Source organism: Nostoc piscinale CENA21 (assembly GCF_001298445.1).
In the GTDB taxonomy this organism is placed as follows: Bacteria; Cyanobacteriota; Cyanobacteriia; order Cyanobacteriales; family Nostocaceae; genus Nostoc_B; species Nostoc_B piscinale_A.
The window spans coordinates 3,697,034-3,711,657 of sequence record NZ_CP012036.1; the positions used below are offsets into that span (position 1 = coordinate 3,697,034).

General features: G+C 41.8%; 11 protein-coding genes and 28 tRNA genes. 33 read left to right on the forward strand and 6 right to left on the reverse strand.

All coding sequences use genetic code 11. The annotated features are described in order from the left end of the window. Window positions 1-6: 6 nt before the first annotated feature. Both ACX27_RS15890 and ACX27_RS15895 read right to left on the reverse strand, forming a co-directional pair. Window positions 7-2,031 (reverse strand): GAF domain-containing sensor histidine kinase, encoded by a 2,025-nt coding sequence (locus ACX27_RS15890; protein WP_062294293.1) that lies wholly within the window; start codon window positions 2,029-2,031, stop codon window positions 7-9. 765 nt (window positions 2,032-2,796) lie between these two features. After that, window positions 2,797-3,132, reverse strand: coding sequence for a ribbon-helix-helix domain-containing protein (locus ACX27_RS15895; protein WP_015113795.1), 336 nt, complete (start codon window positions 3,130-3,132; stop codon window positions 2,797-2,799). A 71-nt stretch (window positions 3,133-3,203) separates the two neighbouring features. Here ACX27_RS15895 and ACX27_RS15900 point away from each other — a divergent pair, with 71 nt between their 5' ends. The 3 genes from ACX27_RS15900 to ACX27_RS15910 all read left to right on the forward strand — a co-directional run bounded on the left by ACX27_RS15900 (window position 3,204) and on the right by ACX27_RS15910 (window position 4,458). Then, window positions 3,204-3,452, forward strand: a complete 249-nt coding sequence (locus ACX27_RS15900) for a hypothetical protein (protein ID WP_062294295.1) — start codon at window positions 3,204-3,206, stop codon at window positions 3,450-3,452. Window positions 3,453-3,533: 81 nt separating this feature from the next. Continuing rightward, window positions 3,534-4,052, forward strand: a complete 519-nt coding sequence (locus ACX27_RS15905) for an HNH endonuclease (protein ID WP_062294297.1) — start codon at window positions 3,534-3,536, stop codon at window positions 4,050-4,052. A gap of 16 nt (window positions 4,053-4,068) precedes the next feature. Further along, window positions 4,069-4,458: an alr0857 family protein gene (locus tag ACX27_RS15910; protein WP_062294299.1), complete on the forward strand. Its 390-nt coding sequence runs from the start codon at window positions 4,069-4,071 to the stop codon at window positions 4,456-4,458. A 45-nt stretch (window positions 4,459-4,503) separates the two neighbouring features. On the opposite strand, the gene ACX27_RS15915 is transcribed toward ACX27_RS15910, so the two are convergent. Further along, a complete protein-coding gene (locus tag ACX27_RS15915; RefSeq protein ID WP_062294301.1) occupies window positions 4,504-5,346 on the reverse strand; it encodes a polysaccharide deacetylase family protein in 843 nt (280 codons plus the stop codon). Between the two features lie 199 nt (window positions 5,347-5,545). Here ACX27_RS15915 and ACX27_RS15920 point away from each other — a divergent pair, with 199 nt between their 5' ends. The 29 genes from ACX27_RS15920 (at window position 5,546) to ACX27_RS16050 (ending at window position 9,082) form a co-directional block, all read left to right on the forward strand. Next, on the forward strand, window positions 5,546-5,740 hold the full coding sequence (locus tag ACX27_RS15920; RefSeq protein WP_062294303.1) for a hypothetical protein: 195 nt from the start codon (window positions 5,546-5,548) through the stop codon (window positions 5,738-5,740). A 179-nt stretch (window positions 5,741-5,919) separates the two neighbouring features. Then, window positions 5,920-5,993, forward strand: a tRNA-Asp gene (locus ACX27_RS15925). 3 nt (window positions 5,994-5,996) lie between these two features. Then, window positions 5,997-6,073: transfer RNA gene (locus tag ACX27_RS32125), tRNA-Glu, on the forward strand. A 3-nt stretch (window positions 6,074-6,076) separates the two neighbouring features. After that, window positions 6,077-6,149 (forward strand) — tRNA-Cys (locus tag ACX27_RS15930). Between the two features lie 9 nt (window positions 6,150-6,158). Beyond that, window positions 6,159-6,233: transfer RNA gene (locus ACX27_RS15935), tRNA-Ile, on the forward strand. A gap of 2 nt (window positions 6,234-6,235) precedes the next feature. Beyond that, window positions 6,236-6,307: transfer RNA gene (locus ACX27_RS15940), tRNA-Trp, on the forward strand. 76 nt (window positions 6,308-6,383) lie between these two features. Beyond that, window positions 6,384-6,454 (forward strand) — tRNA-Glu (locus ACX27_RS15945). Between the two features lie 4 nt (window positions 6,455-6,458). Further along, window positions 6,459-6,541, forward strand: a tRNA-Tyr gene (locus ACX27_RS15950). Between the two features lie 4 nt (window positions 6,542-6,545). Continuing rightward, window positions 6,546-6,635: transfer RNA gene (locus tag ACX27_RS15955), tRNA-Ser, on the forward strand. A 190-nt stretch (window positions 6,636-6,825) separates the two neighbouring features. Beyond that, a tRNA-Arg gene (locus tag ACX27_RS15960) sits at window positions 6,826-6,900 on the forward strand. Window positions 6,901-6,982: 82 nt separating this feature from the next. Further along, window positions 6,983-7,056, forward strand: a tRNA-Phe gene (locus ACX27_RS15965). Window positions 7,057-7,062: 6 nt separating this feature from the next. Then, window positions 7,063-7,138 (forward strand) — tRNA-Asn (locus ACX27_RS15970). Window positions 7,139-7,143: 5 nt separating this feature from the next. Beyond that, window positions 7,144-7,219 (forward strand) — tRNA-Gln (locus ACX27_RS15975). Between the two features lie 5 nt (window positions 7,220-7,224). Continuing rightward, window positions 7,225-7,298, forward strand: a tRNA-Gln gene (locus ACX27_RS15980). Between the two features lie 11 nt (window positions 7,299-7,309). Then, window positions 7,310-7,386 (forward strand) — tRNA-Leu (locus ACX27_RS15985). A gap of 6 nt (window positions 7,387-7,392) precedes the next feature. Next, a tRNA-Leu gene (locus ACX27_RS15990) sits at window positions 7,393-7,471 on the forward strand. 1 nt (window position 7,472) lies between these two features. Then, window positions 7,473-7,546, forward strand: a tRNA-Pro gene (locus ACX27_RS15995). A gap of 3 nt (window positions 7,547-7,549) precedes the next feature. After that, window positions 7,550-7,623, forward strand: a tRNA-Leu gene (locus tag ACX27_RS16000). Between the two features lie 4 nt (window positions 7,624-7,627). Further along, window positions 7,628-7,731: transfer RNA gene (locus ACX27_RS32130), tRNA-Leu, on the forward strand. A gap of 12 nt (window positions 7,732-7,743) precedes the next feature. Beyond that, a tRNA-Leu gene (locus ACX27_RS16005) sits at window positions 7,744-7,817 on the forward strand. 10 nt (window positions 7,818-7,827) lie between these two features. Further along, window positions 7,828-7,903, forward strand: a tRNA-Met gene (locus ACX27_RS16010). A gap of 198 nt (window positions 7,904-8,101) precedes the next feature. Continuing rightward, window positions 8,102-8,174, forward strand: a tRNA-Thr gene (locus ACX27_RS16015). A gap of 12 nt (window positions 8,175-8,186) precedes the next feature. Further along, a tRNA-Gly gene (locus tag ACX27_RS16020) sits at window positions 8,187-8,257 on the forward strand. Window positions 8,258-8,342: 85 nt separating this feature from the next. Next, window positions 8,343-8,417, forward strand: a tRNA-Val gene (locus ACX27_RS16025). A gap of 6 nt (window positions 8,418-8,423) precedes the next feature. After that, window positions 8,424-8,497 (forward strand) — tRNA-Arg (locus ACX27_RS16030). A gap of 75 nt (window positions 8,498-8,572) precedes the next feature. Next, window positions 8,573-8,646: transfer RNA gene (locus ACX27_RS16035), tRNA-Ala, on the forward strand. A 6-nt stretch (window positions 8,647-8,652) separates the two neighbouring features. Then, window positions 8,653-8,726, forward strand: a tRNA-His gene (locus ACX27_RS16040). A gap of 7 nt (window positions 8,727-8,733) precedes the next feature. Beyond that, window positions 8,734-8,816: transfer RNA gene (locus ACX27_RS16045), tRNA-Ser, on the forward strand. A gap of 194 nt (window positions 8,817-9,010) precedes the next feature. Further along, window positions 9,011-9,082 (forward strand) — tRNA-Lys (locus ACX27_RS16050). Between the two features lie 14 nt (window positions 9,083-9,096). Here ACX27_RS16050 and ACX27_RS16055 read toward each other — a convergent pair. Continuing rightward, complete coding sequence (locus ACX27_RS16055; protein WP_062294305.1) at window positions 9,097-10,119, reverse strand: tetratricopeptide repeat protein; 1,023 nt, start codon at window positions 10,117-10,119, stop codon at window positions 9,097-9,099. A gap of 643 nt (window positions 10,120-10,762) precedes the next feature. On the opposite strand from ACX27_RS16055, the gene ACX27_RS16060 reads away from it, so the two are divergent. Then, window positions 10,763-11,923 carry a hypothetical protein gene (locus ACX27_RS16060; protein ID WP_062294307.1) on the forward strand — a complete coding sequence of 387 codons (1,161 nt, stop codon included), beginning with the start codon at window positions 10,763-10,765 and terminating at the stop codon, window positions 11,921-11,923. A gap of 40 nt (window positions 11,924-11,963) precedes the next feature. Here ACX27_RS16060 and ACX27_RS16065 read toward each other — a convergent pair whose 3' ends face one another. Continuing rightward, window positions 11,964-13,211, reverse strand: a complete 1,248-nt coding sequence (locus tag ACX27_RS16065; RefSeq protein WP_062294309.1) for a DNA cytosine methyltransferase — start codon at window positions 13,209-13,211, stop codon at window positions 11,964-11,966. Window positions 13,212-13,406: 195 nt separating this feature from the next. After that, window positions 13,407-14,570, reverse strand: a complete 1,164-nt coding sequence (gene lpxB / locus ACX27_RS16070) for a lipid-A-disaccharide synthase (protein WP_062294311.1) — start codon at window positions 14,568-14,570, stop codon at window positions 13,407-13,409. Window positions 14,571-14,624: the final 54 nt, after the last annotated feature.

The following is a 14,624-nucleotide window of genomic DNA, read 5'->3' on the forward strand; positions in this document are numbered from 1 at the left end:
CAGAATTTATAATTCGCTTTCGTCCGAAAATTGTGGCAGTGTGAGAGTAAAACAAACTTGGCTTTGTTCAGAATCGGGGATGGGAGTACTTTCAACGGCGATCGCTCCATTTAAATGCTGTACCAAAGATTTAACTAAAGCAAGCCCTAAACCCGTTCCCGGAGTCCATCTTCCACCTTTACCACGACGGAACCGATCAAAGATGTAGGTGGCTTCTTCTTCAGAAATTCCCCGTCCTGTATTAGTCACTTTAATAATAACTTGATCGCTTAATTGTTCAACTTGGTGATATACTCGCACATTAATCACCGTTTCCGGTTCCGAGTATGTACAGGCATTCGTGAATAATTCTTGCAAGATCCGGTTAAAACCTTCTAATTCAGTCTGTATTTTTAAGGAATCTGGGGGTAAATCTAGATTTATAGTTAAAGCTTTAGCTGATAGTTTTGAGTTCAGATTAGTTGTCAATGCTTGAACTCTGGTATTTAAATCTATGGTTTCAAATTGCGGACGTTCTTGCTGAGACTCTAATTTCTGGAGTGTCAACAAATCGTTAATTAAATTAATTTCTTTCGTACATTCTTGCTCCAAAATATCCATGTATCTGGCTTGACGTTCTGGCTGAATTCCCGGCAAGCGCAAATTCTTAATGGACATTTGCATATTTGTCAGTGGATACCTTAAGCGATCGCTCATATTACTCAAAAATTCATCTTTGAGATGATTGAGTTCCCGTAGCTGCTCAACATATTGCCGTGTTTTTTCATGCAATTTTGCTTGCAGTTCTAGGCTGCTTTGGAGTTTGGCTGTGCGTTCATCTACCAAAGTCTGTACCTGCCGCAATGTTTGTGATTGAATAATGGCGTTGCTCATTTGAGCGCAGACCATTTCCACCAGATTTAATTCTGAAGCTTGCCAACTACGGGCTGTTTTTTGTTGCAAGACAATAAATCCTAGAACTTTGCCTTGATTTTCTAATGGCACTAAAAGTAAAGACGGTAAGAGATCCACTGTAAACAATGAAGCAACCGTCACCATATCTTGCAGGTCTGTGTAGTCCTCAATGACTACTACTTTGCCTGAGTCTGTAAACACACGTTGGCACAAACTACACTCAGAAATCAAAAATGACTGCGGCTCAACATCTGATTTACTAGTGGTGCAACTGGGTGCATTCCGGTTCCACTCCGCAGCTACAGTGGCCTTGGCTTTGGGAATTTGTTTTTTGGTTTGAGTTCTAAATAAAGGATCTTTATATTTCAGCAAGATCAGCAACCCTCGGTCTGCCTGTAAAGATTCAGCGGTTGAGGAAATTGCTAACTGGAGCATTTGATTTAGCTCCAAATTGCTGCGACTTAAGATAGTTAATTGTTTGATTAAGCTCTGATGTTGTTCGCTTTTTTGCAAATGCTGTTGCTGTGAAGCGATTAAGTTGATTTGACCGACTTGAGAAAAAGCGATCGCACAAGCCGACTCAACAAAATTTAACAGTTGTTTTTCTGACTCACTCCAATCATATTGCTGGAATTTAATCAGGCTAATAACACCATTGATTTGTCCGGCAAATCTAGTCGGAATCGCCAAAACTGATCTAATTGGTAATTGGAGGTGTTGTCCTCCTACTACCAGACTATCTTGGATAGTCGAAATATCCTCAATAGTGAAGGGTTCCGCCGCACATTGAACTACAGGCGAGTCCATTAACAAATGTTCTGTGGAAAATAATTGACTGGAATGTGACATTGCCAAATACTCATCAGAACACCAATTGGCAGCAATTGATTCACTGGCTGCTGTACTGGCAGATACTGTGACTAAACAACAGCAATCGACTTTGAAGGCATTGCCTAGTAATCTGGCAATTTCTTGCAGCATCAATGTCGTTGCTGAATTATTGGCGATAATGTGATTAATTTTTTGTACCAACTGAAGAGTTGGTTCGTTCTGATGCTGCATCAGCTTGAGTGGGTATGATTGTAGTCTGTCTAGGTCATCTGGACAATGTGGCGGCAATGATAAGCTTTTTTTCATTCCTGACACGCTTCTGGATAATGACCTCATATCGTATGCACCCAATGTCTTGGCATATTATTTTCATTTAGTTATGTCGCGGCACCCTAGTTAGTGGCAAGTCTTTTATCAAGAGTTTCTCTCACCTGTTATAGCCCCTTTCTTTGGCAGATGAATAAGTAACTGGTATATTAAACTAATTTATACATTGGTATATAAAAATCTCTAAAATGTATTAAGGTGACGCTTACAGAGGATTTGGGGCTTGGACGCAGACCTACACTACTAGACTTTGGCCTAGGATAGCTTGTCCGTAACTATACATAAACCGTAATTTCTCTGGAATTAAGATAAAAACTCTCAAAAGCATTCCCGCATTAATACTGCCTAGTATATTAATTTTAGTAATATTTATTGCCAAATATTTTTCTTGTGCTAAGTACATTTCTGTGGCTTTGCAAAAAATTAAATTCTATTATGACAGAACCTCGGAAAAACTTTGTGAGTGCGTTTGTCCCTCTTTAAAAGGTTTGTAGATCGTAATATTAAATTCTTGTCTATGATTGATGATGTGGTATCAAGCTTGTCATTTCCTGTATCAAGTGTCATCACATACCTGTGACTAAAACTCCAGTTTGCTTTTGAGTTTGACTACTGTGTTGGTGGCTTAACAAATATATATAAATATTTTAAATAAAAAAATATTGATTGAGTACAGATCCTATAGACGGAAAGCAGCTTAGTTACCTGGATAAATGACCAAGCTGCTTTCCCAGGAATAAACAACTATCCAGCTAAACTTTCGACACTTAGAGGAACCATATCCCCATTCCGAGTGAGTCCTAATAACATGGGCTGTTGAGGTTGAATTAATTGACCCGTGAGTACACAACGTTCTTCCTGCTGGGCGGTGGCGGCTATACTAGCTCGAATGTCGGCTCGTGAAAATCGCGGTTTCCACTCACCGGATTTTTGCTGGACATAATTCCAAAGAATATCGCGGATTAAGGCTTGATAGCCTTGATTGCCAGCTATTTCTTTAAGTTTGTCTTTGAGTTCTCGTTCTAGGCGAATGCTAGTAACTTCCATGTCGGTTGTTGGGGTGCGAGTAATCGTGTGCATGACTTTTTCTCCTTGAAGGTATGGACAGGATAGTAATACAAGTGTAGTATGTTTAAAGGAATGTTCAATAGGTGAAATTTTCTGTGAAATCCATTTACCCCATCTCTACTTTCTTGCGTGCGACCAACTGCCGATTTAGTTGGGAATCAGCCGCTATGGAAGTGGAGTATTTATTTATGGGCGATGGTAGCCATATTCATTGGCTAGTCACAGAGGGGAATTATGATTTTAGATATCTCGGCATAGGCGTGCTGAATGCAAAACCACAACTGAAGAAAATAAGCGGGAGGTACAGACAAGAGAATGCTGTACCGATATAACACCAGAGAAGTTTTTGGTAAATTTCTAACCCCCGCTTCACTTAAACCAGAAGCGGGGGTTTTTTAATAAGGAGTGAAGCTGTGACGATCGCAATGCAAGTGTTAGAGCAATCCGTAGTGGTATTTTCGCAAAATTACTTGCCTCTGTGTCGCGTAAATATCAAACGAGCGATTGTGCTGTTAGTAACAAACAAAGCAGAACCACTTGATTTTGCTACTGAAGGCGGATGGCAAGTCCATTCACCCAGTTTAGTAATTGACGTACCAAAACACATTCGTTTGAAAATTGGCTCTAATGAACGGACATGGAAAGTACCACCAGTAAATCGGCGAGAGGTTTTGCGGCGAGACCATCACACTTGTCAATATTGCGGTAGCAGCAAACGTCTGACCTTAGATCATGTCATCCCCCGATCCAAAGGTGGCTTACATACCTGGGATAACGTAGTCACAGCTTGTGAAAGATGTAACTCCCGAAAAGGCGATCGCACTTTGTCTGAGACTGGAATGCGACTACGGAAAATACCAAAAGCACCCATTCACCCCGCGATCGCTTTTGCAGAAAAATTTTGGACAAATGTGCAAGCAAACCTGGAATAGCAGGAGAGCATAAGGAATGCTGAAATTAACTTACACCGAAAGGAGCTTTTGTTTAGAGTGTATTCCTCAGTCACTAGAGGAGTGGGTAGCACAGCGCGTAATTTTCGCTATGCGAGTTGGACAAAATCTGTGTGTTGAACCCAGTACTGCTTCCTTTTTGCTACCTGTTGATCTGCCAGGGGTAGAAGCACTCAAGGCGGAAGTGAAACGAGATGATCGGGAAGTCATAGCCTTGTGTGTCTGCGATAGCGAATATGTGGAAGTCACCCTGCGCGGTTCTTGGTTATCAAACAGTGCTGAAGATTCTGTGGGTGTGTTCATCACCACAATGAGCGATCGCACTGAGTTCTTTCTGCAAAAACTGTGGCAAGAAGCGCAAGCTTGTGCTTCTGTGATGAGCGAGTAAAAAAAAGTGTGAAGTGTGAAGTATGAAGTATGAAAATTCATACTTCTACTTTCCGCTTTCTTGGAGGAGTTCGGGGATTGTCACGAATCGGTAGCCTTGCTGTTTCAGCCCTGTGATGATTTGTGGCAATGCTTCTACTGTTCTGTGGCGATCGCCTCCACCATCGTGCATTAAAACAATAGCTCCTGGTTTTGCGCCTTTCAATACATTATTCACAAATGCTTGGGGTTTAGCACGGGGGTCAGTATCGGCGGAAGTCAAAGACCACATAACTACAGAATATTTCTGGCTTTTGGCGTAAGCAGCTAATCCATTATTTAAAAAGCCCCCAGGAGGACGAAACAAGGTTGTTTTGACTCCTGTTGTTTTGTAAATCAGCTCAGAGGTACGGTCAATTTCCTTTTTGGCTGTGGCTGCATCCATATTTTTGTACCAGTGATGCCAAGTATGGTTCCCGATAGCGTGTCCTTCAGCTACAACTCGCTTGGCAATTTCAGGATTTGCTTGTAAAGCACTTCCTACCCAAAAGAATGTCACCTTAACGTTGTTTACTTTGAAGATATCCAGCATTTGTAAGGTTGTTTTTGGCCAGGGGCCATCATCGACCGTCAAGGCGATAACTTTCTCTTGATTACTAGGTTCTACTTTATATAAGGTTTTTCCTTGAAATTTCGCCGGAACCTCGAAATTAAGGTTTTCTGGCTGAGTTGATGGCTGTGATTTCGCATCTATTGGGTTGGTTACTGGTTGATCTGGCACTTGTGCTGCATGGACTTTGTTCATTGGTTGGGCATTTTCCAATTTTGCAGACGTGCTACAGCTTGTTACACAAAAAGCGATCGCTACACAACCAAATATTCTGTATAACTTCAGGTCTTTTTCTTTCACATCAGGTTCCTAAAAATATTCAGCCCATCATAAGCTTGTAGTTTTACTTTTTAGAGAGGTTAATAAGTCAAAAGCTAGGCAATATAATGGTTTTCAGCAATTTTCAAAAATTTTCCCTCAACCCCTTGACATCTTTTGTAGTGTTTATGTAGTATATATGTAGTGAGGCGAAAGACAAAGCCTCCTAACACTAAAAGTCATGTTCTACACAAACATACAGAACAGGCACTGGAATCAACGAAAACTTCCAGTCAACCAAATCTTTTCCACTTCTAAACAACTAGAAGTAGAAGACATCCAAGCCAAAAATTATCAATTGGCTCAAGCAAAAACCGCCGAATCCATTAGTAATACACAACGGGTTTATTACTTAGAACGTCGGTTATTTGGTTAAAAAATTTTTCTCAATCAAACTAATTTTTCCGAACCTTGAAAACTAAATAAGGAATGGGCAAGTTCACCAAAAATTATCTGTGCCTTGAAAAATTAAAAATATAAAAGTCAAAAAATCTTTCTTTTGCCTTTTTACTTTTTACTTTTTCCTTCTAAACATTAGGCACAGATACCAAACATGGGGGTATAGCTCAAATGGTGAGAGCGATCGCCTGTCGAGCGATAGGTTGCGAGTTCGAGTCTCGTTACTCCCGTGTAGCCTTGTGGACGACTAGATAAGTCGCTGCGCCTCTCAAGCACAGAGAAGCGGGTGCAACTCCCGTCAAGGCTCCCAAACGGCTGAGTAGCCAAGTGGTTGAAGGCATTGGTCTGCAAAACCGACATCGTGAGTTCGATTCTCACCTCAGCCTTTGGTACGTTGCAGTGTAACTTAACGGCAAAGTCCTCGGCTCATAACCGAGTATATGCGGGTTCAACTCCCGCCACTGCTACCAATGCAGGGATGGTGTAACGGCAACACCTCGTGACTCCAAATCCGATGTTCTGGGTTCAAATCCTAGTCCCTGCGTCACCAATTTTGGGTTTTGGGTTGCCGATTTTAGATTGAGTTTTTAATCCAAAATCCAAAATTTAAAATTCTTTTGCCCCCGTGGACGAACGGTTAAGTCACTGCTCTTTCAAAGCGGAGATGCGAGTTCAATTCTCGTCGGGGGAATCATGGGTCGATGGCCGAGTCTGGTTAAAGGCGACAGTCTGTAAAACTGTTCTATTTTGTTCGCAGGTTCAAATCCTGCTCGACCCACTGTGGAGAGGTGGCTGAGTGGCTCAAAGCGTCCTCCTGCTAAGAGGAAACGGGTAGTTAATATCCGTCGAGGGTTCAAATCCCTCTCTCTCCGCCTGACAAGTGCTGAGTGCTGAGAAAAACACTAGCCCTAACCCCTAGTACAGATTGGCGTAAATAAACAGACCATAAGAAACTGCTAAAGAGCTTGTGTTATCAATATTCTTTCTTTTTCCTTTTAACTTTTTACTTTTGCCTTGTTGTACTAGTCTCTAATCTCTAGCCTCTAGTCCCTAATCCCTATTGAGAGCGTGGTGTAACTGGATAACATCTCAGTCTACGAAACTGAAGACTTGGGGGTTCAAATCCCTCCGCTCTCGTTATATAGGAGAGGTGGTGGAGTGGCTGATTCAAGTTGAATTAAACCAGTCCACGGGGTAATTACCCATCTCTCCTTCTTATCTCCTAGTAGCTCAGTTGGTAGTAGCGCCTGTCTGAAGAACAGGAGGTCGTCGGTTCGATTCCGACCTGGGGGGCTGCGTTGCCTCGTAGCTCAGTGGTAGTAGCGATCGCCTGTTAAGCGAAAGGTCGCAGGTTCAAACCCTGCCGAGGCAGCCATTTATTGCCGGGTGGACGAATTGGTAAGTCGCATCGCTCTGAACGATGAGGTTGCAGGTTCAAACCCTGCCCTGGCAACCATTTATTGCCTTGTGGTGTAATGGCAACATTTCTGAATTTGGATCAGAAGTTCTAGGTTCGAGTCCTAGCGAGGCAGCCAATTTTTTTTATGCTCTTGTAGCCCAATTGGAAGAGGCTACCGTCTCAAAAACGGTGTGTTGTGGGTTCGACTCCCACCAAGAGTACCAAAACTAGCTCCTGTAGCCCAACTGGAAGAGGCGGCAGACTTAAAATCTGTTAATTGTGTGGGTTCAACTCCCACCAGGAGTACCAACGGGATGTGGCGCAACTTGGTAGCGCGGCAGCTTTGGGAGCTGAAGGTTGCAGGTTCAAATCCTGCCATCCCGATATGCCCCTGTGACGGAACTGGCATACGTGCTGGAATGAGAGTCCAGATTTTGCAGGTTCAAATCCTGTCAGGGGTACTAAGCTCCCGTGGCGGAACGGAAGACGCACTAGACCGAGGATCTAGTTTTTTGCAGCTACCCTTCGGGAAGCCGCTACCGCGTCTACAAATCCTGTCGGGAGTACCAAAATCAAAATATGCCCTTGTAGCCCAACCGGAAGAGGCGCTTCGCTTAGAACGAAGAGGTTGCTGGTTCAAATCCAGTCAGGGGCATTGGTGAGATGCGGGGATGGAGCAAGAGTGGCTCAGAGGTCTCATAAGCCTCATATCAGCAGGTGCAACTCCTGCCCCCGTCACCAAATAAGGCAAAAGTAAAAAGTGAGCCAGTGCGATGGACGGGTTCCCCGGCATAAAGGAGACAGTGCCGTGGGCGGGTCTCCCGACTTGAGGCAACTGTCGTCAACTGGCGTTAGCGCAGCGTTAGCGACGCAGGAGCGTCACTCGCAAGAGTTAAAAGGTAAAAAGAAAATCTTTTCTATTTTTGCTTTTTCACAAGTGCTGGTGTAGCTCAATTGGCAGAGCAACTGACTTGTAATCAGTAGGTTGCAGGTTCAATTCCTGTCACCAGCTTCAGAATGCGATGCGATCGTGGTGTAACGGCAGCATCAGAGTCTTCCAAACTCACGGTACGAGTTCGAGTCTCGTCGATCGCTCTGAAACTTGCGGGTGTGATGTAACGGTAGCATCTGAGTGCGCCACATTCAGCGTGCGAGTTCAAATCTCGCCACTCGCTTGCGTAGTCCTGTAGTTCAACGGTAGAGCAATTGCCTTACAAGCAATAAGTTGCAGGTTCAAATCCTGCCAGGACTACCAATCATTGGGAGTGTAGCTCAATCGAAGAGAGCATCGAGCTTCTAACTCGAAGGTTGTAGGTTTGAGTCCTACCACTCTCGCCTGAATAAGTCAAAAGTTAAAGGTTAAAAGGCAAAATAATTTAATTTTTACTTTTTACTTTTTACTTTTTTGATGGGGTCATAGCTCAAATGGCTAGAGCGCCTGCCTTGCAAGCAGGAGGTTATGGGTTCAATTCCCATTGATTCCATTGATGGTGTCTGAAGCCAAAGTGGTCGAGGCGCTGGTTTGTGGAACCAGTCATAGCGGGTTCAAGCCCCGTCGGACACCCCTGAATGGAAGATGCCGCTAAATGGTTGGCAACCGGTCTTGAAAACCGGGGTGGGGTAACACCTAGGGGTTCGATTCCTCCATCTTCCACCTTCCACCTGAAGCCGAAAAGTGAGGCGCTGTGCTGATAACACAGATACAGGGGGGGCAGTACCTCCCTGGTGGATTTTGATTTGGGGAATAGGGAGTAGCGAGTATGGAGTACGAAGAGGATGTTGGACAGGAAGTTGAGCGAGAATTTCTCCTTTTCCCCCTACACCTTGTCTCCCTTGTCTTTTCTTTATGGGTGGTTGGCATAGCGGCTGTGCAGCGGGCTTTTAATCCGCTATAGAGAGGTTCGACTCCTCTACCACCCATTTTCAATCAACCTCTACAGAGAGTCTATGTGCTGCTGTACTTTCTGTAAGAGTGGCTGAGACTCGATTTGCTGAGATAATTCATGGGCATTTTGGTAGCAAGATAGGGCTTTTCTTTTGCGTTTTGTTGATGCGTACAAGCAGCCCATATTCAGTAAAGTCGAAATTTCGCCCAAGCGATCGCCTAATTCTTGATAAATTGCGATCGCTTGTCTATAAAATTTCATCGCCTGCCAGTTATTACCTAAAATGCTGTAGGTATAACCAATATTATTCAAGGTTGTGGCTTCACCAGAAATATCTTTCAGGGCGCGACGAGATAAAAGTACTTGATAGTAAATTAGCAGTGCTTGTTTAGGTTGCCCTAAATCACTGTAAACAGAAGCAATATTATTCATCGTGGTTGCTTCACCCACCAAATTTTTCACTGCTCGTTGAATAGAAAGTGCTTCCTGCAAATATTCGAGAGCTTGCCCATGTTTACCTAAAACACTGTAAGCAAAACCAAGACCATTTAATGTTGCTGCTTCACCAGAAAAATCACCTAAAAATCGCCGCATTGAGAGAATTTGGTGTTGTAGCAACAGTGCGCGTTTTGGTTCTCCCAATTTGGTGTAAATTAATGCCACATCATTGAGGGTGGAGATTTCACCTTGAGTATCTTGCAATCTTCTAAAGATATCTAAGGCTTGATCTAAATATTTCAATGCTTGCGAAAACTTTCCTAGACGGCTGTAAGTAGAACCAAGATTACTCAAGGCAGTGGCTTCGGCACTAGCGTTACCTATCTCTTGAGCAACCAAAAGCGCCTCCTCAAAATACTCTAATGCTTTTTGAGGTTGCCAGCAACCAAGGTGCGCTAAACCGAGGTCGTTTAATGTGTAACCTTCTTTGGCTCGATCAGAAATTGCTCTAGCTAATTCTAGATTCTTGCTTGCCAGAGCGAGTGATTCTTGAAGTTTCCCTTCCTGGTAGTAACGAGTTGCTTGATCTCGACGTTGTTGCCACTCTTGGACTGGATTGAATGATTGCGTCATTTGACCTCAGTTGCACCGGAGAAAAATTAGGCAGGCTTGTTTTGAGCAAACATCCCTAAGACATAAATTTGCTTGGGTGGCTCAAAATAATGTTAAACCTTATTTTCTACCTTGAGATATAGGATGTAAATAGGAAATTATGTTATGTTTTTCAGCCAAACTAACTAATTGCTATAAATTCATAAGATAATTGATGAAGTTTTATAGCTTATTCTTGTAAAGTCATATCCTTAGTAACTGGATAACTTGTTTTGGCTAAAATCTAAAAAATTAGGTAATTTTTAGTTAATTTAAGATGCTCTGCCTGAAAGTTTTGTGTAAAGTAGATTTTATACTTTTGTTAAGAACTGTAAAAATTCCAGGATAAGTTAAAGGATTGTTACTCTGCCTTAAAGAGATATAGCATTCCTATTTGATAGATGAACGGAAGGAGAATAGAGACGAGGAGAGAGAAAGATAAATCATATAGGATTGCTATATTTACCTAGAACTATGAGATAAATTTGCTGTAGATAATACTTAGTTGATATTGCCGCTCAAACGTTTATATATACGCTATACAAAATATCAATGTTTATTTGGCTGATAAATTGGGAATTTTAAAAATAGTAATTTATGACCTTGATGTTCCCTTTTATTACTTATGAAAAAGCCAAAGTCTCTGGATTTTAGCAAAGAGCAACAGAATAATTCTCCTTGGCCTATATGGTTTCCTTATCCCAGTTCTTGGATTAGAGCATTTATTTTAGTCCTTCTGGCATTTCCTGGAACAAATTTGATAATTTTTGGATTAGTAGGAATCATTATATCAATTTTAGGAAATAGCCCCGGACTTTTAATTTTCTTTCTTTTTTCGGGTTTATTGTTACCAACTATTTGTTTAGCATTTCTCTATCATATTTTTTGGTTTATTTGGCAAAAACAAGAATTAAATAGAAAATTTTCCAAATGGACACCTAGTTTAAATAGCTTATGGGAGGGTTTCTACGGCAGTATTGTTATGGCGTTATCTTTTTTGATAATCCTGACAATTTTTACACAAGTATCATTTTCAGCTTGCCATACATACTATGAAATATCCAGTGAATTAAGTCGCTGTGCTGGACGTTTAACTGGATATACCACAAGGACTATGTTGAATAGTATTCAAAGTAATAACTTTATAGATAGATATTGGTTTATAATTTGGATTATCACAGCATCATATCTCTATCAAATAGAATATTTAGCAAAAAAGTATTTAGTTAATAAGCTTAAAAATAAATCCCATATTTATAAAGATAAGCATATAAAATATAGTGTTGATGATACAGATAAAGAACTGGATATATTAAGGGCAGATTTAGGTCTAACCCAAATGAAAAAAGGAAAACAGAGACATAAATTTATATATTTCCCATCTAGATTAAATCATCATAATTATCAAAATATACATAAAATAATTTTCGTATCTGTACTAATTGGCTTAGGTGTATTAGGGATATATTCATTGGTAAAATTTATATATATTCAGGATAAGACACCAGTGGCAGTAACCTATCAAACACCTTCAGCAAAGGAAATTACACCTCAACCGGATAATTTTCGTGAGGCTGTGAATCAAGCGATTAGTGCTGCTAATCTGACACAATCAGCTAAATCTTCAACAGAATGGCAAAACATTGTTAAACAATGGGAAACTGCTATATCATTGATGCAATCAGTACCTTCATCTAGTCCGAATTATGTAGTAGCAAAGCAAAAGATTGTTGAATATCAGCGTAATCTTAGCTATGCTCAAAAAAATGCGAATAGTGCTAAGTGAAGCTATCGCTGAAAATATAACTTGATTTTTATTTGAATATTTAAGTCTTTAAATAACGTTGTGCAGCTTGCAATATCTTCAATTGCAATAGCTTTTCATCTCCTAACTGCTGTGGAAACTTGGGTTTGATGGAAATGACGTTTAAACTGTGAATAATTTCTTTTGCGACAGCTTTGGCTAAGAGTGGTGGTACAGAATTTCCGACTTGGCGAAAACCATGCCATTTAGTGACGTGAAATCGAAACCAATCTGGGTAAGAATGGAGTCGTGCTGCTTCTCTGACTGTGATGCAACGGGGTGTCAAGGGATGAATTGGTCTTGGAGAAGTGAAAGAACCCCTGTATCTATCTGTTCCGGCGCGTAAGGTATTGCAGACACCAGCCGGATGCAGTTTATGAAAGCGACTAATTGGCTCTCTTTCGCCTTGGGGAGTGTTTTGAAAACGTTGAATGGTTGTGGGTGTGTGTTGAGTGCGGAAACTAGAAGAAAGAATCCGAGCATCAAATTGGCGATCACAGCTATAATCATCTGCTAAATTACTCATACCGCGCAATATCAAGGCATAATCACTAGGTTTGCCATAATCAGCAAATACCCAATCTTTTTCTAACAACTCTGCATAATTTTCTACTTCTGGGAGATCACCAATTGCATCCCACACTGTCGGACTTAGTGGTAAAGCATTTTGTGATGTTGAGTGATTTGGCTTGGCTATTTGGGTAATTGGTTGGGGATACTTGGGTAATGTGACATCTCCTCTAGCGCCTAACAAAAATAATCGCTCACGCGACTGTGGTACACCATAGTGAGCAGCATTTAGAATTTGATAATCTTCTTCTACTTGGTAACCGTGAGTTTGAAACTCGCTAATTAAACTTTTGAGAATTTGTTTGTGTTCGCCAACCGTTATACCGCGAACATTTTCCATGACAAAGTATTTCGGTTGTAGTTCCAACACCAACCGATGAAAGTGAAATACTAAAGAGTTGCGTGGGTCATCAAAAACCCGTTTACCCATGAGGGAAAAGCCTTGACAGGGACTACCACAAATAACTGCATCAATTTCACGAGCGCCAATTTTGGAACGTTTGCGAATTTCCTTTCCTGTCGTATCTTCTACACTTTTACACAAAACTGTACAACTAGGAAAGTTAAATTCATGGGTAGCGCAATGGATAGGGTCAATCTCAACGGCGGCCAATACATCAAAGCCAGCTTGCTCAAAGCCAAGGGTCATACCACCTGCGCCTGCGAACAAATCAACTGCGATTGGTCGTCGTTTTCTCATTGAGTGCTGAGTTAAAAGTGCTGAGTGCTGAGTGCTGAGTCACCGAAGTTTGCTCAACGGGGGGAACCCCCGCACGCAACTTCTCGCTGAGTAAAAAATAGTTTGTTTTTAGTCCTTTTTAATTCACACTACCCTGCGGGAAGCCGCGCAAAGCGCGTCTACAGACTTCACACTTCATAATTTATACTTCATACTTCACACTTCAGTTAACATTTGCAAAATTTCTTGAGCAGCGCGATCGCATACGCCAGTATCTCCTAAACATTGTCGCATTTCGGCATAATCTGTCAATGTCTGCCGTCTACGTTCGGGATTCAGCAGTATTTCCATCGCTGCTTGGGTAATATTTTCTGGTGTGGCTTGTTCTTGTAATAACTCTGGCACAATTTCCCGCATTACCACTAAGTTGACTGGGGAAGCAAAGGGAATCGAACCTTTGAGGATTTTCCGCGCAATCCAAACTGTAACGGCATTGAGGCGATAAACTACAACTTGCGGCACGTTAAACAGCGCCAGTTCTAAATTGACTGTGCCAGATTTAGTAATGGCGAAATCAGCCGCAGCAAATACTTCTTTTTGTTGACCAGATACAATTGTGGCTCGCAAACCGTAACTTTGAATTGCTGACTCTATTGGTCGTTTAAAGCTTTCTAAAGATAAGGGAATCCAAAAGTGAGCTTCTGGTAACTTGGCTTGAATTGTCTGGGCTGCTTGAAAAATGACTGGTAAAAGATACTTTAGTTCTTGCTGACGAGAAGCCGGGAGAAGTGCGATCGCAATTTGTTCTGGTGCAATTCCTAATTCAGCACGCGCCGCCTGACGATTAGGTACATCCTGCATCCGATCAATTAACGGATGTCCTACCCAACTGACATTTCCGCCATTTTCTTGATAATATCTGGCTTCTTCGGGAAATATTGCTAAGAGTTTGTCTGTAAAACCAACAATGCGAGAGGTATTTCGCAAACTCATTGACCAAACCCACTCTTGTGGGGCAATGTAATAAACCACAGGCACATCTGGCAGATTTTGCCGCATATAAGTGCCGATGCCGAGGTTTGGCCCCATATAATCAATCAGCACCACTAAGTCTGGCGGGTTTTGCTTGAGATAGGCGATCGCTTTTCGTTGTACTAATAAAGTGGGTACAACATAAGGCAAAGATTCTAAAAGACCCATTGAGCCAATCCCACTGGTATTGCCCAAAATAGTTGCCCCTGCCTTTGCCATTTTTTCGCCACCGAGGGCGACAATTTCTAACGCCAACCCAGCAGCAGCAGCTTGGCGTTGCATTGCTGCAATTAACAGCGAACCTTGCAAATCGCCAGACACTTCGCCAGTGCTGATAAATATCCGCATTTTAATTAACAATTACTAAAAATTTGCCTTGAGAAATTAGAAGTTATGACTGTA